This window comes from Mycolicibacterium arenosum (genome assembly GCF_024320865.1).
In the GTDB taxonomy this organism is placed as follows: domain Bacteria; phylum Actinomycetota; class Actinomycetes; order Mycobacteriales; family Mycobacteriaceae; genus Mycobacterium; species Mycobacterium arenosum.
Map to the genome: position 1 here is coordinate 68,863 of NZ_JANDBD010000010.1, position 23,151 is coordinate 92,013.

The 23,151-nt window shown below is 68.7% G+C and carries 29 protein-coding genes; 15 read left to right on the top strand and 14 right to left on the bottom strand.

Going from position 1 to position 23,151, the window contains the following annotated elements:
- Nucleotides 1-5 precede the first annotated feature (5 nt).
- On the top strand, nucleotides 6-1,085 hold the full coding sequence (locus NM203_RS22985; RefSeq protein WP_255062788.1) for an NAD(P)H-dependent amine dehydrogenase family protein: 1,080 nt from the start codon (nucleotides 6-8) through the stop codon (nucleotides 1,083-1,085).
- Here the strand turns inward: NM203_RS22985 and NM203_RS22990 are convergent.
- Both NM203_RS22990 and NM203_RS22995 read right to left on the bottom strand, forming a co-directional pair.
- On the bottom strand, nucleotides 1,082-1,516 hold the full coding sequence (locus NM203_RS22990; RefSeq protein ID WP_255062789.1) for an ATP-binding protein: 435 nt from the start codon (nucleotides 1,514-1,516) through the stop codon (nucleotides 1,082-1,084). The genes NM203_RS22985 and NM203_RS22990 overlap by 4 nt on opposite strands.
- A gap of 54 nt (nucleotides 1,517-1,570) precedes the next feature.
- Nucleotides 1,571-1,963 carry an STAS domain-containing protein gene (locus NM203_RS22995; protein ID WP_255062790.1) on the bottom strand — a complete coding sequence of 131 codons (393 nt, stop codon included), beginning with the start codon at nucleotides 1,961-1,963 and terminating at the stop codon, nucleotides 1,571-1,573.
- 216 nt (nucleotides 1,964-2,179) lie between these two features.
- Between NM203_RS22995 and NM203_RS23000 the strand changes: the two genes are divergently transcribed.
- Entirely contained in the window at nucleotides 2,180-2,914 is a 735-nt protein-coding gene (locus NM203_RS23000) for an HAD family hydrolase (RefSeq protein WP_255062792.1), read from the top strand.
- Here the strand turns inward: NM203_RS23000 and NM203_RS23005 are convergent.
- Nucleotides 2,889-3,539: a fatty-acid--CoA ligase gene (locus NM203_RS23005; protein ID WP_255062793.1), complete on the bottom strand. Its 651-nt coding sequence runs from the start codon at nucleotides 3,537-3,539 to the stop codon at nucleotides 2,889-2,891. The genes NM203_RS23000 and NM203_RS23005 overlap by 26 nt on opposite strands.
- 141 nt (nucleotides 3,540-3,680) lie before the next feature.
- On the opposite strand from NM203_RS23005, the gene NM203_RS23010 reads away from it, so the two are divergent.
- The 3 genes from NM203_RS23010 (at nucleotide 3,681) to NM203_RS23020 (ending at nucleotide 7,686) form a co-directional block, all read left to right on the top strand.
- The gene (locus tag NM203_RS23010; RefSeq protein ID WP_255062794.1) at nucleotides 3,681-4,814 is read left to right on the top strand and encodes a nitronate monooxygenase; all 1,134 of its coding nucleotides are present in this window, start codon (nucleotides 3,681-3,683) and stop codon (nucleotides 4,812-4,814) included.
- Nucleotides 4,815-4,879: 65 nt separating this feature from the next.
- Complete coding sequence (locus NM203_RS23015; RefSeq protein WP_255062795.1) at nucleotides 4,880-5,440, top strand: TetR/AcrR family transcriptional regulator; 561 nt, start codon at nucleotides 4,880-4,882, stop codon at nucleotides 5,438-5,440.
- Complete coding sequence (locus NM203_RS23020; protein ID WP_255062796.1) at nucleotides 5,437-7,686, top strand: molybdopterin-dependent oxidoreductase; 2,250 nt, start codon at nucleotides 5,437-5,439, stop codon at nucleotides 7,684-7,686. Before NM203_RS23015 ends, NM203_RS23020 begins: the two co-directional genes overlap by 4 nt.
- Here NM203_RS23020 and NM203_RS23025 read toward each other — a convergent pair.
- Nucleotides 7,683-8,237 (bottom strand): TetR/AcrR family transcriptional regulator, encoded by a 555-nt coding sequence (locus NM203_RS23025; RefSeq protein WP_255062797.1) that lies wholly within the window; start codon nucleotides 8,235-8,237, stop codon nucleotides 7,683-7,685. The two genes, NM203_RS23020 and NM203_RS23025, sit on opposite strands and share 4 nt — an antisense overlap.
- A gap of 60 nt (nucleotides 8,238-8,297) precedes the next feature.
- Here NM203_RS23025 and NM203_RS23030 point away from each other — a divergent pair, with 60 nt between their 5' ends.
- Complete coding sequence (locus tag NM203_RS23030; RefSeq protein ID WP_255062799.1) at nucleotides 8,298-8,825, top strand: hypothetical protein; 528 nt, start codon at nucleotides 8,298-8,300, stop codon at nucleotides 8,823-8,825.
- Here the strand turns inward: NM203_RS23030 and NM203_RS23035 are convergent.
- Entirely contained in the window at nucleotides 8,811-9,371 is a 561-nt protein-coding gene (locus NM203_RS23035) for a hypothetical protein (RefSeq protein WP_255062800.1), read from the bottom strand. The genes NM203_RS23030 and NM203_RS23035 overlap by 15 nt on opposite strands.
- 209 nt (nucleotides 9,372-9,580) lie before the next feature.
- Between NM203_RS23035 and NM203_RS23040 the strand changes: the two genes are divergently transcribed.
- On the top strand, nucleotides 9,581-10,888 hold the full coding sequence (locus NM203_RS23040; protein ID WP_255062801.1) for a cytochrome P450: 1,308 nt from the start codon (nucleotides 9,581-9,583) through the stop codon (nucleotides 10,886-10,888).
- On the opposite strand, the gene NM203_RS23045 is transcribed toward NM203_RS23040, so the two are convergent.
- Complete coding sequence (locus NM203_RS23045) at nucleotides 10,824-11,159, bottom strand: hypothetical protein (protein WP_255062804.1); 336 nt, start codon at nucleotides 11,157-11,159, stop codon at nucleotides 10,824-10,826. The genes NM203_RS23040 and NM203_RS23045 overlap by 65 nt on opposite strands.
- Nucleotides 11,160-11,286: 127 nt before the next feature.
- Here NM203_RS23045 and NM203_RS23050 point away from each other — a divergent pair, with 127 nt between their 5' ends.
- The 4 genes from NM203_RS23050 to NM203_RS23065 all read left to right on the top strand — a co-directional run bounded on the left by NM203_RS23050 (nucleotide 11,287) and on the right by NM203_RS23065 (nucleotide 14,163).
- On the top strand, nucleotides 11,287-12,021 hold the full coding sequence (locus NM203_RS23050; protein ID WP_255063041.1) for an MmyB family transcriptional regulator: 735 nt from the start codon (nucleotides 11,287-11,289) through the stop codon (nucleotides 12,019-12,021).
- Between the two features lie 67 nt (nucleotides 12,022-12,088).
- Nucleotides 12,089-12,703: a peroxidase-related enzyme gene (locus NM203_RS23055; protein WP_255062805.1), complete on the top strand. Its 615-nt coding sequence runs from the start codon at nucleotides 12,089-12,091 to the stop codon at nucleotides 12,701-12,703.
- 57 nt (nucleotides 12,704-12,760) lie between these two features.
- Nucleotides 12,761-13,483: a FadR/GntR family transcriptional regulator gene (locus NM203_RS23060; RefSeq protein ID WP_255062806.1), complete on the top strand. Its 723-nt coding sequence runs from the start codon at nucleotides 12,761-12,763 to the stop codon at nucleotides 13,481-13,483.
- Nucleotides 13,480-14,163, top strand: a complete 684-nt coding sequence (locus tag NM203_RS23065) for a sterol desaturase family protein (RefSeq protein ID WP_255062807.1) — start codon at nucleotides 13,480-13,482, stop codon at nucleotides 14,161-14,163. Before NM203_RS23060 ends, NM203_RS23065 begins: the two co-directional genes overlap by 4 nt.
- On the opposite strand, the gene NM203_RS23070 is transcribed toward NM203_RS23065, so the two are convergent.
- From NM203_RS23070 to NM203_RS23080, 3 genes are all read right to left on the bottom strand, one after another.
- A complete protein-coding gene (locus NM203_RS23070) occupies nucleotides 14,147-14,863 on the bottom strand; it encodes a L,D-transpeptidase (protein ID WP_255063042.1) in 717 nt (238 codons plus the stop codon). The two genes, NM203_RS23065 and NM203_RS23070, sit on opposite strands and share 17 nt — an antisense overlap.
- Before the next feature lie 123 nt (nucleotides 14,864-14,986).
- Entirely contained in the window at nucleotides 14,987-15,538 is a 552-nt protein-coding gene (locus NM203_RS23075) for a Pr6Pr family membrane protein (RefSeq protein WP_408633397.1), read from the bottom strand.
- A gap of 61 nt (nucleotides 15,539-15,599) precedes the next feature.
- The gene (locus tag NM203_RS23080) at nucleotides 15,600-16,883 is read right to left on the bottom strand and encodes a DUF7159 family protein (RefSeq protein WP_255062809.1); all 1,284 of its coding nucleotides are present in this window, start codon (nucleotides 16,881-16,883) and stop codon (nucleotides 15,600-15,602) included.
- Between the two features lie 172 nt (nucleotides 16,884-17,055).
- Here NM203_RS23080 and NM203_RS23085 point away from each other — a divergent pair, with 172 nt between their 5' ends.
- On the top strand, nucleotides 17,056-17,277 hold the full coding sequence (locus NM203_RS23085; protein ID WP_255062810.1) for a hypothetical protein: 222 nt from the start codon (nucleotides 17,056-17,058) through the stop codon (nucleotides 17,275-17,277).
- Nucleotides 17,278-17,280: 3 nt separating this feature from the next.
- Here the strand turns inward: NM203_RS23085 and NM203_RS23090 are convergent, their stop codons facing one another.
- Together NM203_RS23090 and NM203_RS23095 are read right to left on the bottom strand one after the other, a co-directional pair.
- Nucleotides 17,281-18,228, bottom strand: a complete 948-nt coding sequence (locus NM203_RS23090; RefSeq protein WP_255062812.1) for a threonine ammonia-lyase — start codon at nucleotides 18,226-18,228, stop codon at nucleotides 17,281-17,283.
- A gap of 1 nt (nucleotide 18,229) precedes the next feature.
- Nucleotides 18,230-19,084, bottom strand: coding sequence for a hypothetical protein (locus NM203_RS23095; RefSeq protein WP_255062814.1), 855 nt, complete (start codon nucleotides 19,082-19,084; stop codon nucleotides 18,230-18,232).
- A 24-nt stretch (nucleotides 19,085-19,108) separates the two neighbouring features.
- Here NM203_RS23095 and NM203_RS23100 point away from each other — a divergent pair, with 24 nt between their 5' ends.
- From NM203_RS23100 to NM203_RS23110, 3 genes are all read left to right on the top strand, one after another.
- Complete coding sequence (locus NM203_RS23100) at nucleotides 19,109-19,567, top strand: acyl-CoA thioesterase (protein WP_255062815.1); 459 nt, start codon at nucleotides 19,109-19,111, stop codon at nucleotides 19,565-19,567.
- A 77-nt stretch (nucleotides 19,568-19,644) separates the two neighbouring features.
- Entirely contained in the window at nucleotides 19,645-20,652 is a 1,008-nt protein-coding gene (gene speB / locus NM203_RS23105) for an agmatinase (protein WP_255062817.1), read from the top strand.
- Nucleotides 20,653-20,656: 4 nt separating this feature from the next.
- Entirely contained in the window at nucleotides 20,657-21,046 is a 390-nt protein-coding gene (locus NM203_RS23110) for a thiol-disulfide oxidoreductase DCC family protein (RefSeq protein WP_255062818.1), read from the top strand.
- A gap of 2 nt (nucleotides 21,047-21,048) precedes the next feature.
- Here the strand turns inward: NM203_RS23110 and NM203_RS23115 are convergent, their stop codons facing one another.
- The 3 genes from NM203_RS23115 to NM203_RS23125 form a co-directional block, all read right to left on the bottom strand.
- Nucleotides 21,049-21,531, bottom strand: a complete 483-nt coding sequence (locus tag NM203_RS23115; protein ID WP_255062819.1) for a lipoprotein LppJ family protein — start codon at nucleotides 21,529-21,531, stop codon at nucleotides 21,049-21,051.
- 57 nt (nucleotides 21,532-21,588) lie between these two features.
- A complete protein-coding gene (locus NM203_RS23120; protein WP_255062820.1) occupies nucleotides 21,589-22,473 on the bottom strand; it encodes a cyclopropane mycolic acid synthase family methyltransferase in 885 nt (294 codons plus the stop codon).
- Between the two features lie 256 nt (nucleotides 22,474-22,729).
- Nucleotides 22,730-23,026 (bottom strand): putative quinol monooxygenase, encoded by a 297-nt coding sequence (locus NM203_RS23125; RefSeq protein WP_255062821.1) that lies wholly within the window; start codon nucleotides 23,024-23,026, stop codon nucleotides 22,730-22,732.
- Nucleotides 23,027-23,151: the final 125 nt, after the last annotated feature.

Sequence of the window (23,151 nt, forward strand, 5' to 3'; positions counted from 1 at the left end):
CCGGCATGGCCATACGCGTCGCACTCATGGGTCCGGGGAACTGCGGCAGCCTCGCGCTGCGGCAGCTGATCAACGATCCGCGCTTCGAACTCACCGGCGTCTGGGTCTTCTCGGACGAGAAGGTCGGCAAGGACGCCGGCGAACTCGCAGGGCTCGGTGTGACCACCGGCGTGACGGCGGGCAACGACCTCGACGCGATCATCGCCGACAAGCCCGACTGCGTCGTCTACACCGCGATGGGCGACATCCGGCCGCGGCAGGCGCTGGCCGACGTCCGCACGCTACTGTCGGCCGGCATCAACGTCGTCGGGTCGAGTGTCGGCGTGCTCCAGTATCCGTGGGGTTCGCTGCCCGACAAGCACATTCAGCGTGTGGAAGACGCTGCACGGGAGGGGAGTTCGACCGTCTTCTTCACCGGCGTGGACCCCGGCTTCGCCACCGACCTGCTGCCGTTCGCGATAGCCAGCACCTGTCAGAGCATCACCCAGGTGCGCACCATGGAGATCGCCGACTACGCCACCTACGACGGGGCGACGGTGATGTTCGACGTGATGGGCTTCGGCAACGAGTTGGGCGATCTGCCGCTGCTCTACCAGCCGGGCGTGTTGAGCCTCGCGTGGGGTACCGCGATCCGGCAGCTCGCCGCCGGGCTGGGCGTCGAGATCGATGAGATCCGGGATTCGGTCGAACAGGAGCCCGCCCCCGAGGATTTCGACGTCGCCGTGGGCACCATCAAGAAGGGCACCGTCGCGGCGGTGCGCTTCCAGATCGAGGGGATGGTCGCCGGACAGCCCGTCGTCGTGGTCGAGCACGTCACGCGGCTGCGCGCCGACCTGCGTCCGGACTGGGCACAGCCCGCGCATCCCGGTGGCTCCTACCGGGTGGAGATCACCGGAGAACCGTCGTACTTCCTCGACATCGTGCCGACGAGCCCCAACGGCGGGGCCCCCTATGCGGCCATCCTGGCCGCCGCCGGACGCATCGTGAACGCGATCCCCGATGTGGTGGCCTCGGCGCCGGGCATCCGCACCACGATCGACATGCCGCTGGGTACGGGCCGCGGGCTGTACGGGCTGCCCGCCTAGCGCGGGGTCACGTTCGTCCAGACCATCTTGACGGTGGTGCCGTCGGCCGACGTCTCGATGGTGGTGACGTCCGACAGTGCGCGCATGAGCGGGATGCCGCGGCCGCGGGTCCTGTTGTCGTGCTGGGTGTCGGTCAGCCGCCACACGCCGCGGTCGGAGACCGCGACGGTGATGGACGACTCCGCGGCGTCGTGTCGCGCCACGAGGTCCATGGTGCCCGGCGCACCCGCAGTCACGTAGGCGAACTCGGCGCAGTTGGCGAGCGCCTCGTTGATCGCGAGGATGAGATCGTTCGATCGGTCGGCGTCGAGTTCGAAGAACCGGCCCAGCCACTGTGCGAACTCGTCGCGCAGTTGAGAGGCGAGCTGCGGCGTCGCCGCAACGCCGACGCGCTCGAAGCGTTCGGCGTTGGCTAAATCAGCGGTGGGCATCACGTCGATCATGGCAAAAGTTCTCTACCCGGTCGACCAGCCGACTAAGCGTGTCTAGGGGCGCAATGCCGCGAGCGCCTCATCGAGCGACTCGTACAGCGGCACGATGTCTGCGATGCCGACCAGCTTCAGCGGCCTGCTGGTGGCCGGACCGTCGGCGACGACGCAGAAGCGAGTGCCCTCGTCAGCGGCGTCGTGCGCTGCCACGAGGACACCCATCCCGGCCGAGGCGAGGAACTCCACGGCGGTGAGGTCGACGACGAGACCCTCCGGCTTATTGGCGACGGCCTTTCGCAACGCGTCCTCGAGTTGAGGCGCGGTGAGCATATCGACGACTCCGGCGGCGGCGACGACGGCGATCTCGCCGTTCCACGTCTCGGTTACCTCACACGCCGAACCCGACGCAGCGGTCGCGCCGTCAGTGGATGAGTCGTGTTGTTCGTTCAAGGCCAACTTCCCTCTTCAGCCGGCGTCACTGGGTGCTCGCCGGCGTCGATCTCGTGTGCACCTGGCTGAGGCTGAACCACCGCACACACGAAACTACCGTGTTGAAACCTAACCGATGGGTGCGTCACCCCGCCGCTCGACCGGCGGTGCGGCGGTACCTTGTCCGTCGGTGCGGGCACACTGGAGGCGAGCCCCCGCCCGACCAGGAGTCGACCCATGACCGCGCACGCGTCCGTCGGACCGCTGGTCGCCGACGTCGCCGCTGGTCCGGAAGGCGCGCGGATCGGCGCGTTCTTCGATCTCGACGGCACCCTGGTCTCGGGATTCACCGCCACGGTGCACGCGGGCCATCGCATCCGGACCCGGCAGGCGCGCATCGGCGAGGTGGTCGGCGTCATCGAGGCGTCCGTGCGCTATCGAATCGGCCGAATGGAGTTCGAGCGACTCGTCGTGCGGGCGGCGGAGTATCTGCGCGGCGAGTCGCTCGCCGAACTCGAGCGGCTCGGCGAGTGGCTGTTCACCACGCGAATCGAGGACCGGGTGTTCGCGGCGATGCGGGACGTGGTGCGCGCGCATCAGGATCGCGGCCACACCGTGGTGGTCAGTTCATCGGCGCTGACGATCCACGCCGAACCGGTCGCGCGGCACCTCGGCGTCGCCGACGTCATCTGCAACCACTTCGAGGTCGACGACCGGGGTGCGCTCACCGGCGGCGTCGTCACGCCGATCGTCTGGGGTGCCAAGAAGGCGGCGGCCGTGCAACGGTTCTGCCTCGAGCGCGGTATCGACCTGTCGGACAGCCACTTCTACGCCGACGGCGACGAGGACTCGGCGCTGATGCGGCTGGTGGGTCACCCGCGGCCGGTGAATCCGCGGTCGGGGCTGGCACGCGAAGCCGCGCAGCGCGGCTGGCCGGTGCTCGACGTCAGGGAGCGTCGCCGGACTCGCTGATGCGCAGCGTCTGGCGCAACCGGCCGACGAACACCGGCGGGTAGGCGCCCATGCCCGCTTTGCCCATCCACTCGTCGGCGAGTTCGGAGTCGCGCAGCCAGTGTCTGGCGTGGACCTCGTCGTCGATCTCGAACAGCATCATCACCTCGCGCGCGTTGTCGAAGGCGTCGAAGATGAGCAGCTTGCGGACGCCTGCCTCGCGCAGGTCGTCGGCGGTCGCGCGGACGTGGCCGATCAGGCTGGTGACGTCGTCGACGGTGGTCACGACGGACACCATCACCTCGGGCGCCGCGGGCGCGGCCTCTCCGACGAGGTCGAGCCGCTCGACGAGCTCACCGGCGAACACCGCGGGGATGTTTTCGACGCCGACCGCGTCGAACCAGTCGAAGAACACCCGTGACCGCAGGAGTTCGATGACCGTCTCCCTGGTGTGGATCGCGATCAGCACCATGACCCGGCCGGGATCGCTCGTCGAGCTGTAGACCAGCACGTGGTGGGCACCCATGTCGGCGAGCGCGTCCTGGCGTTTCTCGAGTAGCGGCCATACGCGTTCGGGGTCCGGGATCCGGTAGTCCGACGAGAGCACCAGGGATTGGCTGAGCCAGTGTGTTGCGGACTGGGTCACGTGATGTCCTTCGCTGACGCCATCGCGGGGGCTGCGCGATCCCCTGCGACGGTAGTGCCTGTTGTGCTCGGAGGGGTCTCGGGTACTAAACTAGAACACGTTTCAGTTTTCGCTCGCGTCACGCCGACCTCAGGAGCAGGCATGCACACTCCCCTCTGCGACGAACTCGGCATCGAGTTCCCCATCTTCGCGTTCACCCACTGCCGCGACGTCGTCGTGGCAGTGAGCAAGGCCGGCGGCTTCGGCGTGCTCGGCGCCGTCGGCTTCACCCCCGAACAGCTCGAGATCGAGCTCAAGTGGATCGACGCCAACATCGGCGACCACTCGTACGGCGTCGACATCGTCATCCCGAACAAGTACGAGGGCATGGACTCGACCGACCTCGACCCCGAGGTGTTGAAGAAGACGCTGAACGACCTGGTGCCTCAGGAGCACATCGATTTCGCCAAGAAGGTGCTCGCCGATCACGGGGTGCCGGTCGAGCACAGTGACGACGACGCAATGGGGCTGCTGGGCTGGACCGAGGCGACCGCGACGCCCCAGGTCGAGGTCGCGCTCCAGCACCCGAAGTGCACGTTGATCGCCAACGCTCTCGGCACTCCGCCGGTGGAGATGATCAAGCACATCCACGCCGAGGGCCGCAAGGTCGCCGCGCTGTGTGGATCGCCGTCGCAAGCGAAGAAGCACGCCGAGGCCGGCGTGGACATCATCATCGCCCAGGGCGGCGAGGCGGGTGGACACTGCGGCGAGATCGGCTCGATCGTGCTGTGGCCGCAGGTCGTCAAGGCGGTGGCACCGGTACCGGTGCTGGCCGCAGGCGGCATCGGCAGCGGGCAGCAGATCGCCGCGGCCCTGGCGCTCGGCGCGCAGGGCGCGTGGACCGGTTCGCAGTGGGTCATGGTCGAAGAGTCCGAGCACACCGAGGTGCAGCACGCCGCGTACGCCAAAGCCGAAAGCCGCGACACCGTGCGCAGCCGCTCCTTCACCGGCAAGCCGGCGCGCATGCTGCGCAACGAGTGGACTGAGGCGTGGGAGCAGGAAGGCAACCCCAAACCGCTCGGAATGCCGTTGCAGTACATGGTGTCCGGCATGGCCGTCGCCGCTACGCACAAGTACCCCAACGAGAGTGTCGACGTCGCGTTCAACCCGATCGGTCAGGTGGTCGGCCAGTTCACGAAGGTCGAGAAGACGTCGGCGGTGATCGAGCGCTGGGTGCAGGAGTACCTGGAAGCGACGGGCCGGCTCGCCGACCTCAACGAGGCCGCCTCCGTGTAGTCCCCCCAGGGCCTCTCCTTTGCGTCTGTTCGGCGAGGCGCCGGCTATGTATGCTGCTCTACATAATGCCGAGTCCACGCGAACGGATGGTCATCTCCACCGCGCTGCTGATCCGCGAGCGCGGCGCACACTCGACCGCGATCTCCGACGTGCTCGAGCACAGCGGCGCGCCGCGCGGATCCGCGTACCACTACTTCCCCGGTGGCCGCACCCAACTGCTCTGCGAGGCGGTCGACTACGCCGCAGAGTTCACCGCCAACCGGATCGCCCGTGCGGCGACGAGCCTGGAGGCCGTCGATGTCGTCGTCGACGGGTTCCGGTCTCAGCTCCTCGACTCCGACTACCGCGCCGGCTGTCCGGTCGTCGCCGTCGCGGTGGAGGCCGACAACCCGGCTGTGATCGAGCGCGCCGCAGCGGCCTTCATCCGCTGGACCGGCCTCATCGTCGCGCGACTGATCGCCGACGGGGTCGACGCTGAACGGGCAGAGGAGCTCGCGATGCTCCTCACGACGTCGGTCGAGGGCGCCATCGTCGTCGCGAGGTCGACGCGTGACGTCACACCCCTGGACCTGATTCACCGGCAGTTGCGCGCGATCGTGCGCGCCGAGACGAGGAGCCCCCTGTGAGCACGACGACCACCGGCGAATGGCAGGCGACGGCCTGCATCCTCTGCGAGTGCAACTGCGGCATCGTCGTTCAACTCGAGGACCGCACGATCGCGAAGATCCGCGGCGACAGGGAACACCCCGCGTCGCAGGGATACACCTGCAACAAGGCGCTGCGTCTCGATCACTACCAGAACAACCGCAACCGGCTGACCTCACCGCTGCGCAGACGCCCCGACGGGTCCTACGAGGAGATCGACTGGGACACCGCGATCGCCGAGATCGCCGAGGGCTTCGCCCGGATTCGCGACGAACACGGCGGCGACAAGATCTTCTACTACGGCGGTGGCGGCCAGGGTAACCACCTCGGTGGCGCGTACAGCGGCGCCTTCCTCAAGGCGGTCGGCGCGCGCTACCGCTCGAATGCGTTGGCGCAGGAGAAGACCGGTGAATTCTGGATCGACTCGCAACTGTACGGCGGCCACACCCGCGGCGAGTTCGAGCACGCCGAGGTGTCGGTGTTCATCGGCAAGAACCCGTGGATGTCGCAGAGTTTCCCTCGCGCCCGCGTCGTCCTCAACGAGATCGCCAAGGATCCGGCGCGCTCGATGATCGTCATCGACCCCGTGCTCACGGACACCGCCAAGCTCGCGGACTTCCACCTACGGGTTCGCCCCGGCACCGACGCGTGGTGCCTCGCGGCGCTGGCCGGGGTGCTGGTGCACGAGGGTCTCTGCGACGAGGAGTTCCTCGCGGCCCACGTCACCGGCGCGGATGCGGTGCGCGCCGTGCTCGCCGACGTGCCGATATCGGAGTACGCGCAACGCTGCGGTGTCGACGAGTCACTGCTCCGCTCGGCCGCGCGGCGCATCGCGAGTGCGGACAGCGTGTCGGTGTTCGAAGATCTCGGCGTTCAGCAGGCCCCCAACAGCACGTTGTGCTCCTACCTGAACAAGCTGCTCTGGATCCTCACCGGCAACTTCGCGAAACGCGGTGCGCAGCATCTGCATTCGTCGTTCGCGCCGCTGTTCACCGTTGGCGGCGTCGGACGCACCCCGGTGACCGGCGCACCGGTGATCTCGGGCCTGGTGCCGTCGAACGTCGTGCCCGACGAGATCCTCACCGACCACCCCGACCGGTTCCGGGCGATGATCGTCGAGAGCAGCAATCCCGCGCATTCGATCGCGGACTCCGCACGGGTGCGGGAGGCCATGCTCGCGCTCGATCTGCTGGTCGTCATCGACGTCGCGATGACGGAGACCGCACGGTTGGCTCATTACGTGTTGCCCGCGGCGAGCCAAATCGAGAAGCCCGAGGCGACGTTCTTCAACCTCGAGTTCCCGCACAACACCTTCCACCTGCGACACCCGCTGCTGGAACCGCTGCCCGGCACGCTGGCCGAACCCGAGATCTGGGCGCGGCTGGTGCGCGCGCTCGGTGTGGTCGGGGAAGAGGATCTGCACCCGTTGCGCCGCGCCGCCCGTGCGGGGTTGGCCGCCTACACGACGGCGTTCCTCACCGCCGTCGGCGCGAATCCCGCACTGGGACGGGTGCTTCCGTATGTGTTGTACGAGACGTTGGGGCCAACGCTGCCCGACGGCCTGGCCGGCGCCGCGGCGCTGTGGGGACTCGCGCAGAAGACCGCGATGACCTATCCGGACGCCGTCCGCCGAGCCGGCCACGCTGACGGCAACGCGCTGTTCGAGGCGATCCTCGCCGGCCGCTCGGGTGTCACGTTCACCGAGCACGAGTACGACGACGACTACGTGCTGATCGGACACGACGACAAGCGCATCGCGGTGGAGATCCCCGAGATGCTCACCGAGACGGTCGCATTGGCACAGGCGCGCCCGGCGCTTACCACCGAGGAGTTCCCGCTGGTGCTGTCGGCCGGTGAGCGGCGGGCCTACACCGCCAACGACATCCTCCGCGACCCGTCTTGGCGCAAACGCGATCCCGAGGGTGCGTTGCGGATCAGCGTCGAGGATGCCGCCGCAACCGGCGTCGGTAACGGTGACCGCGTCCGCATCACGACGGCCGCCGGTGCCGCCGAGGCCACCGTCGAAGTGAGTGACGTCATGCAGCCGGGACACGTGTCGCTGCCGAACGGCTTCGGGGTGGACGACGTCGACGCCGACGGGCGAGCCGTCACGCCGGGGGTGGCACCCAACGAACTGACCTCGTCGCAGTGGCGCGACGCCTACGCCGGCACGCCGTGGCACAAGCACGTGCCCGCGCGGATCGAACGGATGGCCGCGGGCGATTAGCCGAACAGCAGATCCGACGCGCGCTGCGCTGTCTCGTCGCGTGTGCGTCCCGGATGGTCGGCCGCGATGAAGTGGTTGCCGATGAGAAGCGAAAATGCCAGCAGTGCAGTGGCTTCCACGTCATCGGCACTGGCTCCGCGGCGAATCTCGGCGATCCGGGACCGCAGATAGTCCATTCGGCGATTGTCGACGCGCCGCAACCGGTCGGCGACGGCGGCGTCGCGACGAGCCCAGTCCCGGACTGCCAGATCGACGGGTAGCAGCTCCGCCGAGAACGTCAGCAGCCCCGCCTTCGTCGCTCGGGTGCGAGCGTCGCCACCCTCGCGCTCCACGCGCTCGAGCACTTCGTCGGTGCTCCTGCTCTCCCATGCGGCGAGCAGCGCGTCCAGGAGTGCGGCCCGGTCGGCGAACTGGTGGTAGAAACCGCCTCTGGTCACGCCGAGGGTCTGGGCGAGCGCGTCGATGCGTACCGCGTCGGGCCCGCCGTCGGCGAGTGCGGCCAGGCCGGCGTCGATCCACGACTCGCGGGTTGTTCGCGTCGGTGCCGGCACGGTTGTCCTCTCCGCAGATCGTCCGTTGACACTACGGCGAGCGCAAGCATACAGTTGTGTATGGATCAAGACCGGGCGGAACGACTTCCGGGCGCTTTCGGACGGGCCTACACGACGGCGTCCGCCCGTCAGGTTCCAGTGCCGGACTTCGTGCCGCGTCTCAGCCTGCTGCCGCGGGTCGACTACGCCGACGCGTTCGTCGTGGCCGTCGGCGCGCACCCGGATCGCAGCGCCGAGCAGTGGGCCAGAGCCATCCTCGAGGACACCGGTGAGACCACGCAGCTGCGCCTGGCGTGGACGGCGCTCGGACTGCGCGTCGACGACGACAGCGGAGTGGCGGGCTGGCGGATCCGCCGCAACGATCCCGATACCGTGCTGCTCGGGGCGGATTCGCGGGTCGGGATGCCCGGCGAGTTGCTCGTCGCCCTGCGAGGTGACGACCTCGTCTTCGCGACGATGCTCAGCCACCGGACGCCCGTGACGCGGCCGGTGTGGGCCGCGGTCGTGCCGGGGCACGTCGCGAAGGTCCGTCACCTGCTCACGAGAGCGGGCGGTTCAACCGACTCGGCCGGGTTAGGGCGTCGGTAGCGACGCGGGGGGCGGCGGCGGGACGGCCGGGTCGGCAGGGGGCGGCAGTGCGGGATCCCGCGGGAACTGCGTCGGCACGTTCGGGCCAGGGGCCTGCTGCGGGATGGGCGTGTTCATGCCGCGCTGCGACAGTCCCAGGATCAGCGCCTCCTTGCCGCTGATCTCCTGGTTCTGAACCGCGTGCCAGAGGTCCTTCAGGTAGCTCGTGTTAGGCGAGTCCGCACCGCCCAGCACAGGGTCCATGGTGGCGCCGGGCGGCAGCGCCTCGGGGCTCGGGAGGTGTGGAACGGGACCGGGCGCGACCACCGGGACCGCCGCGGGATCGAGGGGCGCGGCGGGAGCGGCGGCGTTCACGATCGGAGCGTCGAGCACCGGGGCGGCAGGCACGACGGGCGCAGGCGGTTGCTGCAGCATCAGCGGCCCCGGGGCGGGAGGTGGTGGCGGTGCCGGTTCGGCGAGCGCCGTCGCCGGCGCGGCCAGGACGGCGAGTGCGCCTGCTGCGCACCAGCCCGTCACGGTCAGAAACCTACGGATGTCGACGCTCATCGCGGAAGCCTCTCGGTGTTACTCCAGGGACTGATGGTACTAGGGAAACCATCTCCGCGCGACGCGATCACGTTACATCCGGCAAACGAGAACACGTTCCAACTCGGTACTTCGTATGAGTTTCGGGAAGCCGCTCCGAGCAGGCCCAGCCGTGGTGTAGCAATGCGTAAGGCCACTAGACCGCATCGTCGCGAGGAGTTCCCGACGTCATGACCGACACCACCTCAGCATCACCATCCGGTGCTTCCGTCGCCGGTACCCCCAACATCCCGGCGGGCTTCGACTTCACCGACCCCGACATCTACGCCGAACGGCTGCCCATCGAGGAGTTCGCCGAGATGCGCAGGGTCGCGCCGATCTGGTGGAACGAGCAGCCCCTCGACAAGGGCGGCTTCGGCGACGGCGGGTACTGGGTGGTGACCAAGCACAAGGACGTCAAAGAGGTGTCGCGTCGCAGCGAGGTCTTCTCCAGCCTGGAGAAGACGGCGCTCCCCCGGTACGCCGACGGCACCGTCCAGCACCAGATCGACACCGGCAAGTTCGTCCTGCTGAACATGGACGCGCCGCACCACACGCATCTGCGCAAGATCATCTCGCGCGCCTTCACCCCGCGGCAGATCGAACTGCTCAGGGCCGACCTCGCCGACCGAGCCCGCGACATCGCCGAGAAGGCGGCCGCCGAGGGCTCCGGCGACTTCGTCGAGCAGGTGTCGTGCGAACTGCCGCTGCAGGCCATCGCCGGGCTGATGGGCGTACCTCAGGAAGACCGGATGAAGCTGTTCCACTGGTCGAACCAGATGGTCGGCGACATGGACCCGGAGTTCGCCGACAACGACGCGATCTCCGCGTCCGTCGAGCTGATCACCTACGGCATGAAGCTGGCCGCCGAGCGGGCCGATACGCCCGGCGAGGACCTCGTCACCAAGCTCGTCCAGGCCGACGTCGAGGGGCACAAGCTGTCCGACGACGAACTCGGCTTCTTCGTCATCCTGCTGGCCGTCGCGGGCAATGAGACGACCCGCAACTCGATCACCCAGGGCATGATGGCCTTCACCGATTTCCCCGACCAGTGGGAGCTGTTCAAGCGCGAGCGGCCCGCCACGGCCGCCGACGAGATCGTCCGGTGGGCCACCCCCGTCACCTCGTTCCAGCGGACCGCCCTCGAGGACACCGAGCTGTCGGGCGTCCCGATCAAGAAGGGCCAGCGCGTCGTGATGATGTACCGCTCGGCCAACTTCGACGAGGACGTGTTCGACGATCCCTTCACGTTCAACATCCTGCGCGACCCGAATCCGCACGTCGGCTTCGGCGGCACCGGGGCGCACTACTGCATCGGCACCAACCTCGCGCGGATGACGATCAGCCTGATGTTCGACGCGATCGCCGACGCCATGCCCGACATCACCTCACTGGCCAAGCCCGAGCGGCTGCGCTCGGGCTGGCTCAACGGCATCAAACACTGGCAGGTCGACTACACCGGGGCGAGCGCGGCGACGGGGCATCGGGATAGTCGATGATCGAGCGCCAGTAGTCCTCGGGGATCTCGGCGCCCGAGCGCAGCACGATCGCCAGGCCGGTGGCCATCGCGATGCCCAGCAGCCCGAGCCACAGCCCGGCGAGTGCGATGACGATCCACAACGCGGTGGTGAGTCCCGGCCACGGCGACACCACCAGCAGCGCGGGTGCGAACAAGAACCCGAACCCGATGTACGCGGCGGAGCCTGCACGGTCGGATTTCAGGACGAATCTCAGCCACCGTGGGATGTGTGGGTCGGATTGCTCTGTCATGCACCCAGCGTCCGTCGACCGGGTAACGGGGACAATTACCTCGGACGTAGTGGATCGGCGGCGACATCGACGTCAGACTGACACGGTGACCAGCGTGCACACTCAGCACCCGCCGTTCGGTTCGTTGATGAAGCAGTGGCGCCGGCGCCGCCGGCTGTCACAACTCGACCTGGCCATCGAGGCCGACGTGTCGTCGCGGCACGTGAGCTTCATCGAGACGGGCCGATCCGCGCCGAGCCGGGCGATGGTGCTGCGTCTCGCGGCGGCCCTCGAGGTGCCGCTGCGCGAACGCAATCAACTGCTGATGGCGGCCGGACTGGCGCCGGTGTACGCCGAACGCTCGCTTGAGGATCCGGACATGGCGCCGGTGCGCGACGGTGTCGAGCAGGTCCTCAAGGCGTACGAGCCGTTCCCGTGCCTCGCGGTGGATCGCGGCTGGAACGTCGTGGCTGCGAACTCCGGCGCCGCACTGCTGATGCAGGGTGTCTCCCCCGAACTGATGGCGCCCCCGAACGCCCTGCGGATGTCGCTGCACCCCGACGGCCTGGCGCCACGCATCCGCAACCTGGGCCAGTGGAGGCATCACGTCATCGGTCGGTTGCGGCGCGAGGTGACGGTCAGCGGATCCGCGGACCTTGCGGCGCTGCTGGCCGAAATCGACTCCTACCCAGGGGGATCCGATGACAGTGCGGATCTGGGCGGGGTCGTGGTGCCGCTCGAGTTGGACGGACCGGACGGCGTGGTGCTGACGTTCCTGAGCACCGTGACGACATTCGGCACGGCGCTCGACCTGACGGCGGCCGAACTCAGCATCGAGGCGTTCCTGCCCGTCGACGAGCAGACGGCGGCTGCGCTGCGCTGAGACAAGGGTTTTCGTCTGCCGGTGCGCAATCCTTTACCGCGCGGCGTTCGGGCCGCATCGTCGTGCCATGACCGCTATCGCCGACGCCTCCCAAGCCGCCCTGACCCCCGATCGCATCTCGCGGCTGCGAGTGCCCGAAGTCGATGAGCTCGCGAACCCCGCGGTGCGCGGATTCTTCACGCATCAGCAGCGCGAGGAGGGCTTGACCTCCAACTGGTTTCGCGCGCTGTCGCTCAACGAGGGCGATCTGGAACGGCTCAACGGCTACCTGTTGCCGCTGCTGGGCACCGACGGGCGCGGCGGGCTGAGCGCCCGCGAGCGCGAGGTCATCGCAACCGTCGTCTCAGGGGAGAACCGGTGCGCCTACTGCCACACCAATCACGCCAATAAGCTCGGCCAGGTCGCGGGCGACTGGTCGTTCGGCCAGCGCGTCGCGATCGACCACCACCAGGTGGCCGAGCTTACCGAGCGCGAGCGGGCGCTGGCCGACCTGGCGATCGCCGTCAACAACAACCCGCAGTCCATCCGGGACGCCGACGTCCACCGGCTGCGCGATCTCGGCCTCGACGATCACCTCATTCTCGAGGGCATCTCGATCGCGGCGTTCATCGGCGCCACCAATCGGATCGGCATCGCGTTGTCGGTCCCGCCCAACCCCGAGTACACGGGCGTTCCGAGTTGACCGGCGGTACTGGTAAGACCACTTGACCTCTTACCGATCGTCTGCCATCGTGGCGGCATGGCACTTCAACCCGTCAACCGTCGCTCGGTGCCGGAGGACGTCTTCGAACAGATCGTCGCGGAGGTGCTCAGCGGCGACATGGCCCCCGGCGAGGCGCTGCCCAGTGAGCGACGGCTCGCCGAGGTCCTGGGCGTGTCCCGCCCCGCGATCCGCGAGGCGCTCAAACGCCTGACCGCGGCGGGTCTGGTCGAGGTCCGGCAGGGCGATGCGACCACCGTGCGCGACTTCCGACGGCACGCGGGCCTCGACCTGCTCCCCCGGCTGCTGCTCAGGGGCGGTGAGGTCGACGTGGCCGTCGTGCGCAGCATCCTGGAGACCCGGCTGCACAACGGTCCCAAGGTGGCCGAGTTGGCGGCCCGGCGCGGGGGCGCGCGGACGGCCGACGAACTCGCCGGGACCATCGACGCGCTGGCGGCCGAGCCCGACCCCGTCGGGAAGCAGCGGCACGCGCTGCTGTTCTGGGACCAGGTGGTCGACGGCGCCGACTCGATCGCGTTCCGCCTGATGTACAACACGCTGCGCGCCACCTATGAGCCCGCGCTGACCGCTCTCGCCGCGATGATGGCCGACGAGGTCGGCAGACCCGACGCCTATCGAGCTGTCGCAGAGGCGATTCGGGCCGGCGACGCGAATCTCGCGCGAGCCGCCGCGCACGATCTGCTCGAACCCGCGACCACTGTGCTGCTCACCGCACTCGACGCCCTGGAGGATGACCGATGACCGCTCCCACCTCTCCTTCGCCCCGACCCGACCGGCGCGGCTTCACCCTCGCCGACGCGGCCCGCGAGTTCGTCAGGCACCCCTCGGTGTGGATGATCGCGACGGCGTTCGCGGTGGCGTTGTCGGCCCGCGTCTACGCCGGCGACTGGCAGTCGACAGACCTGCTGGTGCCGGTCATCATGCTCGCCGCGTTCCCGTTCTTCGAGTGGATCGTGCACGTGTTCGTATTGCACTGGCGGCCAAGGAAAGTGGCCGGCGTGACCGTGGACTCGCTGCTGGCGCGGATGCACCGCGAGCACCACGTCGATCCCCGCGACATCCCACTGATCTTCATCCCCTGGAAGTCGCTGCTGTGGGTGCTGCCGCTGGCCGTCGCGATCGCGGTGTTCGCGTTCCCGAGGATCGAACTGGGCCTCACCTACCTGGTGTTCCTCACGGTGCTCGGCCTCGGCTACGAGTGGTGCCACTACCTGATCCACAGCGACTACAAGCCCAGATCAGCGGTTTACCGGGCGATCTGGCGCAACCACCGACATCACCACTACAAGAACGAGCACTACTGGTTCACCGTCACCAGCACCGGCACTGCGGATCGGCTGCTCCGCACCTACCCCGACCCGGCCGAGGTCGCCGCGTCACCGACGGCGAAGAACCTGCACTCGGCTACGCCTGCACGATGATGGGATCCCCGATGCGGACCGTGTTGTAGTACCAGTCGGCGTTGTCGGGGCTCAGGTTGATGCATCCGTGGCTGACGTTCGAGTTGCCCTGTGAGCCCGTCGACCACGGAGCGCCGTGCACGTAAACGCCGCCCCAGGTGACGCGGACCGCGTCGTAGACCGTCAGCTTGTAGCCTTCGGGATCGCTGAGCGGGATGCCGATGGTGCGGGAGTCCATCACCACGACGTCCTGCTTCTCCAGCGCGGTGAACGTGCCGATTGGGGTGCGGAATCCGGACTTGCCCATCGAAGCGGGCATCTCGCGGGCGACCTGCCCGTCGATGCTCACGGTGAACGTGTACGCGTCCAGATCGGCGACGCCGACGACGGCGGAGCCGGTCTCGAAGCTCGTCGAGAATCCGTCGGACAGCACGGAGATCGTCGAATGGGCGGGCCAGAAGTCCGTCGGCGTCCACTGCAGCACGTCGTCGCGCAGCCAGGTGAACGACCCGGCCGGGGTGATCTTCGTCGAGCCCGCAGCGAACGAGATCGAGCGCTCCGCAGCGGACCGCTCGCGGACGGGCTCGGCGAACGTCACGGTCACCGGAGCGCCGACGCCGACGACGTCGCCCGCACTGGGCGAGACCGCCACGGCGGCGGCCCCCCGCGGCGCGGCCGCGGCTCCGATCGCGGTTGACGCGCTGAACAGGAGCGTGGCCATGCCGGCAATCGCCACCACGAATCGCACAGATCTGGGCAAGGGTTCAACCTCCGAGGTCGGGCTCCGGACCGGAGCCTGTGGAGCGACGGTCACACATGGATCTCATGGTAGTTCGCTGCCGGGCTACGCGACGTTAGCCGCGGGCGCGCGCGTCAGAGCGAGCAGCACGAATCCGAGGCCGAGGATGCCGGCTCCCAGCAGAGCGATGTTGAGCGCCACCGCGGTGACGCCGACGCTGGTCGGATCCAGGAAGAAGTAGGGCGCGCGCCGGCCCGCCCGGTTCAGCACCACGACGGCGACGACGCCGTACGCCGCCGGGTAGGAGAGCCACGCGAACGGTTGCCACCAGCGCGCTGCGGCCGTACCCCGCCCGACCAGCAGCCAGTCCGCCAGCGCGACGACGGGCACCACGACGTGCAACAGCAGGTTGGCCGGGGTGTAACCCATGCTGCGTTCGGTCAGGAAGAGATTCCAGATCAGCCCGGCCACGACGACGTAGAGCACGACGGCCCCGCGCAGTCCGGTGCGAGCGTCGGCCTTAGGCGACACCAGCGTCCACGCGTAGTACGCCGCCGCGAAGATGTTCGCCTGGTAGGTGAACGTGATCAGCCGCCACATCACCCCGGACCGCGACGTCAGTTCGACGACTATCAGCGCGAACAGGACCGAACCCACGATGGCGATCCGCAGCCCGAGCCTGACGGGGTTCCGTGGGTCCCGCTGTGCGGGCAGATCACTAGCCAGGGGGCGGCGTCCCCGGAGGCGGCACGATGGGTGCGTAGTCCTCGGGATCGGGCTGACCGATCCCCCGCAACCGATCCAGGATGCGGGTGTGCAACGGCTTCTTCGGTGGCTGCACCGGAATCACCACCGGCGGCGCCACGGCCGCCGACTGCTGCGGAACGGCGGCCGGGCCGGGCAGCGGCGCGCCGTCCACGGGTGCGATCTCGGGCGACTCCACGTAGGGCGGCTCGACGGGTGCCTCGGGGAGGACGGGATCGACCGGCGCGGCCTCGACGACCGGCGGCGGCGCCACGGGTAGCGGCGGCGCTTCCGGCGGCGGCGACGGCAGAACCGGCGCCGCGGGTGGCGTGCTGACCGCTCGCGGTGGCGCCGCAGGCGGGGAGGGCCTGGCGACGGGCGGCTCGGCGACCGCTCCCGCGGGGCTCACCCCCGCCGGCTCCTCGCGTGGGGAGAACTGCAGGCTGACGGCCACCGATACCGACACGACGAAGGTCACGACACCGGCGACCAGCAACGCGACAGCGCCGGTCTGCGGGCTCAGCCGGCGGTCGGCGACCGAGCGGCGCTGGGCGGGTTCCCGCGGCGCGACGGCGAAATCGTCGAACGAGACGTCCAAGGTCGACGTCGACGCCAGTGCCGCGCCGCGCGCGAGCGCCAGTTCGGCCTCCTCCGGGGAGAACACCGGCACGGACAGGGCATCCTCCAGGAGCGGAATGAACTCGTCGAAACCGCCCGCGGAGCCGACGACCACCAGAGCCTCGGGTTGCCAGTCCGCCTTGGCGAACACCGAGCTGAGCCAGCTGATCAGGCTCGCGTCGGTGTCGATGGCGTGGTTGACCACGGTCTGCACCGCGCCGCCCTCGCCCGCGTGCACGACCAGCGCGATGACCGTGTCGGGCTCGATGACGCAGACCGCGGTGGTTTGGTAGCCGATGACGTCGGCGATACCGCGCGCGAGCGCCTCGGTGGCCTCCGGCATCCGGATGGCGACGACGTTGTCGAAGCCGGACTCCGACAGTGATCGCATGAGCGCCGACGCCTGATCGTCGGCGTCCTCGCTCCAGGTCACGCCGATGCTGTGCAGGCGCACACCCCGGTCCGCAGCCTGCGCCTCAGTACGCCGGACGGCCTCCGCGGCCTGCTCGGACGTGTGCCGGGCGCCGGTGCGCACCTCGAAGGCGTCGCGGTCCATGGTGGCGCCGTCGGCTTCGTGACCCTCGACGAGAACGAGACCCACGGACGTGGGAGTCATCGACAGGCCGAGTACAGCGTCCAACGTGCACTCCTTCGATCCACCTTTGGGGTGACCTTACCCAACGGCCCGCTGTGTGGCTCGTCGGGCCTGAGAGGCGGTGCCGTGACGCGTCAGCAGTATCCGAAGTGTGACCCGTCCTCAACCGAAACCATCCCCATCGCCCGCGATGATCGAGGAGGCGAAGGAGGATCGCATGACCACGGCATTTCTGGATGTCGACGTCCACGGGAACGACGACCTCACCCCTCACGGCGTCGTGTCCGTGCACCACTACGGCATCGGCCGTTCGACGGCCGCGTGTTCGTGCGGCTGGAACGGTCGACGCCGGCACCTGATGGCCGCCGCCGAGCAGGACGCCTGGGTGCACGCGATGCACGCGCGCTGCGCGGTGTCGTCCCCGCTGGTGCTGGGCTGACCGTCAGGCGCTGAGTAGGTCGGCGAGCAACGCGGGTTCGATGTTGCCCCCGGACACCAGGAGCACGGTGGGGCCGGGCGGAAGCGCCGCACTCCGGTAGGCGGCCAGCGCGACGGCTCCGCTCGGTTCGGCCACTAGATGGCTACGGAGAGCGAGTTCTCTTACCGCGGAGCGGATCTGGTCCTCGGTCACCGTGAACAGGTCATCGAGCACGCGCTGCAGGTGTGCGAACGTCAACTGCGATGGCTGCGACCGAAGCCCGTCGGCGATGGTCCGGTTCCGATCGGCGATCGGCCAGTCGACGCGCCGCCCCTCGCGCAGCGACTGCGCGGTGTCCGCCGCCAGTTCCGGTTCGACTCCGAAGACCCGCGCGTTCGGGCACAGGGCCTTGACGGCCGTTCCGACGCCCGAGGCGAGTCCCCCGCCGCTGACGGGAACGAGGACGTTGGCGACATCGGGCAGATCCTCGGCGATTTCGAGTCCTGCGGTCCCTTGACCCGCGATGACGTCCGGGTGGTCGAACGGCGGGATCAGCACGCCGCCGGTGCGCGCCAGTACCTCGTCGGCGACGCGCTCGCGCTCCCCCGCGCCGCACAGGACGACCTCCGCGCCGTGTCCGCGGGTCGCGGCGACCTTGACGTTCGGGGTTTCCTCCGGCATCACGATGGTGCTCTGCACGGACATCGCCGCTGCCGCGTAGGCGACGGCTTGGGCGTGGTTGCCGCTGGAGTACGCGACGACTCCCCTGCCCCGCTCGTCGGCGGTGAGCCTGCCGAGTGCGTTGAAGGCGCCGCGCACCTTGAACGCGCCGACGGGTTGCAGGTTCTCGGGTTTGATCCACAGCGGCCGCTCCGTGTCCCCCCACGGCGCGGGTACCAGCGGGGTTCGCACGACGGAACCCCGTATCCGGGTCGCTGCGTCGCGAACGTCGTCGATCGTGATGAGCCGCAAGCTATTTCCTCCGTGCGGTGAAATGGGAGCTGCCGTCCGCCCTGTCGACGTCGAAACCGCGGTTCGTGAGCAGTTCGGTGAAGAACGCCGCGCTGAGCGTCGGTTTCAGCCTGGCGCCGTTCTCCGTGCAGAACACCCTGGCCTGCGGCAGTTCGACAGCAGCCGGTCCATCGGCGGTCGGGGTGAACGCGATGGTTCGGCCGTCGGCTACCACCGTCGAGTACTGGTACTCGAGCAGCGCATCCCAGCTGGCCCGGCTGCGCACCAGCACCGAACCGTCGTCCTCGACCCGGAAAGCGCTGCCGCGCTTCAGCAACGGCGACAGGTTGACCGCGACCATCAGGAGGCCGGGGATGATCAACAGGAACAGCGCGTAGGCGTGGGTGTTCTCCAGCTCGGCGTCGTAGAACCCGAGGATCATCTCGGCGATCCAGCCCTCGATGAAGATCGCGATGTCGCGGAGCACGTCGACCGGCGAGGCGCGGCCCGTCGCCATGTCGTAGCTCGCGGCACCCGCACCCGCGACGCCGCCGACGGTCAACAGCACGCCGATCAGCAGCATCGCCCAGCTGGTACGGGATTCGAAGGTGCCCAGCAGATGCGAGGTCTCGGTGAACTCGACCTTCGGCCCGCCGAGTGGTCTGGCCATGCACCAGACGCTGAACGCCAGCGCGGCGACCAACGCGGCCCATTCCACTCCCGAGAAGCCGACGTTCTGCGACTGCCAGATGGCGAGACCGAGGAACGTCAGCCACAACACCCAACGCACGGCGCGCTGCCAGCCGGCCGGCATGCGCTCACCGGTGTGCTCCGGCGCCCGCCGAGACCGCGACCCGGCGGGTTCGGGACTGCTCACGCCGAGAATCTTAAAGTGTGCTGTGTGACCGAACCGTTCTCCTTCCCGATAGTTCCCCGGTACGCCGAGATCGACCAGCAGGGCGTCGTATTCAACGGCCACTATCTGACGTGGTTCGACGAGGCGTCGACGGCGTTCTTCGGGCACGTCGGCATGCCGTATCACGAGTTCACCGCGAATGAGGTCGACGTTCAGGTCGTGCACGCCGACATCGACTTCCTCGCCTCGGTTCGGTGGCGCGATCTGGTTCGGGTCGCCGTGGCCTGCGAGTCGACCGGGACGACGAGCTTCACGCTGCGGTTCGACGTGCTGCGGCGCGATCCCGATGCCGAGGGCGCCGCTGAGCATCTCGCGGTGCGCGGGCGCAACGTCTACGTCGTCGTGTCGACGACCGACTGGGCGAAGCGAGAGTTACCTGCCGAACTGCGGCGCGGCTTGGTTTCCGTTGCGGCTCAAGGGCTACCGCCGGAGGGTACGGTCTGAGTATGAGTGAAGGCCACGCACACGGGCACGACAGTCGCTCCGCAAGCTCCGCTCCGTCACGCGAGCTTCCGCCAGGAATGGCCGAGCAGCTCGACCTGCCGTACTCGGGCCTGGCGTCGTTCGGGCATCGGCCGTTCCTCACCGAACCGGAGCAGCTCGACTCGTGGCGCCCCGACGTCGCGATCGTCGGCGCCCCGTTCGACATCGCGACGACGAACCGGCCGGGTGCGCGGTTCGGCCCCAGGGCCATCCGGGCGACCGCCTACGAACCCGGCACGTACCACATGGATCTGGGGTTGGAGATCTTCGACTGGCTCGAGGTCGTCGACTTCGGCGACGCGTTCTGTCCGCACGGCCAGACCGAGGTGTCGCACGCCAACATCAAGGAGCGGGTCGCCACCGTCGCCTCACGTGGCATCGTGCCCGTCGTGCTCGGCGGCGACCACTCCATCACGTGGCCGTCGGCGACGGCGGTGGCCGACGTGCACGGCTACGGGAACGTCGGCATCGTCCACTTCGACGCCCACGCCGACACGGCCGACATCATCGACGGCAACCTCGCGAGCCACGGCACGCCGATGCGCCGCCTCATCGAATCCGGCGCCGTGCCGGGCACCCACTTCGTCCAGGTCGGGCTGCGCGGCTACTGGCCGCCGCAGGACACGTTCGAGTGGATGCAGGAGCAGGGCATGGTGTGGCACACCATGCAGGAGATATGGGAGCGCGGGTTCAAGGCGGTCATGGTCGACGCCGTGGGCGAAGCGCTCGCGAAGGCCGACAAGCTCTATCTCTCGGTGGACATCGACGTGCTGGATCCCGCGCACGCGCCGGCCACCGGGACGCCTGAGCCCGGCGGCCTCACCAGCGTCGACCTGCTCCGCATGGTGCGCCAACTCTGCTACGAGCACGACGTCGCCGGGGTCGACGTGGTCGAGGTGGCTCCGGCCTACGACCACGCCGAGCTGACGGTCAACGCCGCGCACCGCGTGGTGTTCGAGGCGCTGGCCGGGATGGCGGCCCGCCGCCGCGACGCGGCGGGCGGCGAGGTGGGCCCTCCCGGTCGCCGCTCGGGTACGCCACAATGACGTCATGGCCGACGTCGTGACCGGGGTCCTCTACTTCGACGGGGTGTGTGGGATGTGCACCCGCGCCGTGACCGCGTTGGCTCGCGTGGATCGGACCGGCGGGATCGAGATCCGCCCGTTCCAGCAGCCGGGCACGGCCGAGCTGCTGCGGCTCTCCGAGGCGCGGATGCGCGAGTCGTCCTGGTGGCTGGACTCCTCGGGTGCGGTCTACGGCGGCGCCGAGGGGATGAACGCGGCGCTGTCGGCGGCGCTGGGATCCCGGCTCCCCCTGCTGGTCTACCGCCTGCCGGGCGTCGGCGCACTGCAGCGGATGGTCTACCGGTACGTCGCGGGCCACCGCTACCGCTTCCCCGGCACGACGCCGTACTGCGAGTCCCACCCGGTGGCCTGCTGACGTCAGCGCGCCGCGCGTAGCCGCGCGGTCACGTCGACCCACTCTCTGCGCTGCTCGGCCTCGACGACACGGCACTCGCCGTCGACCGTCATGGTCGCCAGATCGGTGCGTTCGGTATTGCGGAAGAACGTCGCCGTCAGGCCGTCACGCACGAGCTTGTGGCCGAAATGCGGCGCGGGCGTGGCCGCCCTCGTCCAGCCCAGCCCGGTCATCGCTTCGGCGACTCCGGCCAGGTACCGCGGTGGATTTCCTTGTGGCACAGCGAAAGTCATGTTGACAACGGCGCGGTACGGCGGGTCGACCGCAGACGTGCAGGACCGCATCGCGTAGGCGCCCGTCGGCCGCTGGAGATCGGCCGCTGCGGCGATGTCGACCACCGCGCCCACGGCCTGCGCGGTGGCCTGTTCCGCGGTGAGTGGATCGGCGGGACGCTGCGCGGCGCGTAACGCAGCGCGCTCGGCGTGACCGACGACGAGCACGGCCACGCCCAGCACCAGGGTCAGTGCCAGCGTGGCCGCGAGGAGCGCTCGGTACGGCGCCGGTCAGCCCTTCTTCAGGGTGAACTGGCAGATGTCGGTGTAACCCTCGGTGAAGAGTTCGGCACAACCCGTCAGGTACTTCATGTAGCGCTCGTAGACCTCTTCGGACTGCAGGGCGATCGCCTCGTCCTTGCGAGCCTCCAGCGAGGCAGCCCAGGTCTCCAGCGTGCGGGCGTAGTGCAACCGCAGCGGCTGGACGCGGGTGACCTCGAAGCCGACCCTCGTGGCGTGCTCTTCCACGGTCGACACGAACGGAAGCATCCCGCCGGGGAAGATCTCGTCCATGATGAACTTGAAGAACTTCAGCTTCGTCATCGTCAGCGGCAAGCCGCGCTCGGCGAACTCCACGTCGCTGGGCTTGACGATCGTGTGCAGCAGCATGACACCGTCGTCGGGCAGCGCCGAGTAGGCCATCTTGAAGAAGTCGTCGTAGCGGTCCTTGCCGAAGTGCTCGAACGCTCCGATCGACACGATCCGGTCGACATGCTCGGGGAACTGCTCCCAGCCCTCCAGCAGCACACGCTTACTGCGGGGGCTGTCGATGCCGGCCAGGACTTTCTCGACGTGGGCCTTCTGGTTCTCGCTCAGGGTCAGGCCGACGACGTTCACGTCGTACTTCTCCTGGGCGCGCTTGAGGGTCGCGCCCCAACCGCACCCGATGTCGAGAAGGGTCATCCCCGGCTCCAGGCCGAGCTTGCCCAGGGAGAGATCGATCTTGGCGAGCTGCGCTTCTTCGAGCGTCATGTCGTCGCGCTCGAAGTACGCGCAGCTGTAGGTCTGAGTCGGATCCAGGAACAGTCGGAAGAAGTCGTCCGACAGGTCGTAATGCGCCTGCACGTCGTCGAAGTGCGGCTTCAGGCCACTGGTGTCGCTTTTCGTCTCTGACAAGTTTCTGGTGCCTTCGGCGTTGAGTTGTTTCGATGAACCGGCATTACACACGGCTTGAGGCTCGCCCCGGAACCCACGGCAGTCTACGTAGGGTACCCGAGCCGAGACGTCATCAGCGAATTGGTCGGCGACCCGGCCGGACGTGTCACCAAGCCGTAATCCGACGCGGTTCCCGATGCCGGTCGCGTTCCCGTGTGGAGTAGCTGAGGTTCCTGACAGCCGGCTGCACCCGCGTTTGCTGACTCGACGAGAGGGATCAGCTCAGCGACCGCTCCCCCGCGATGTCGTATTCGGTCACGGACGCCGATGTCATCGCCGCACCCTGCCCGTCGTCGGGGCCGCTGCCGCGGAACGCGTCGACCGCTGCCCGCGACGACCAGCGCTCGAGGATGTTGATCCGACTCGGGTCGAGCAGGTCCGCCGAGATGGCGAAGTCGAGGCAGCCGTCAGCCGCCCTCGCCTGGCGGACGACGTCGGCGCAGCCCGCCAGGTAGGCGGCACGGTCCTGCGGGGCGACGGTGATGTGGCCTGCGACGATGACGGACGTGATCATTCGATCCTCCTCGAGTCGGGTGCGTACGCCGAGTACAGACCGCTGCGGCCGCCGGAATCCATCGCGCCGCGCCGCTGCGGTTGCAGGGCGTCGGAGCCGCGGAGCGCAACCGATTTGCCAGAACC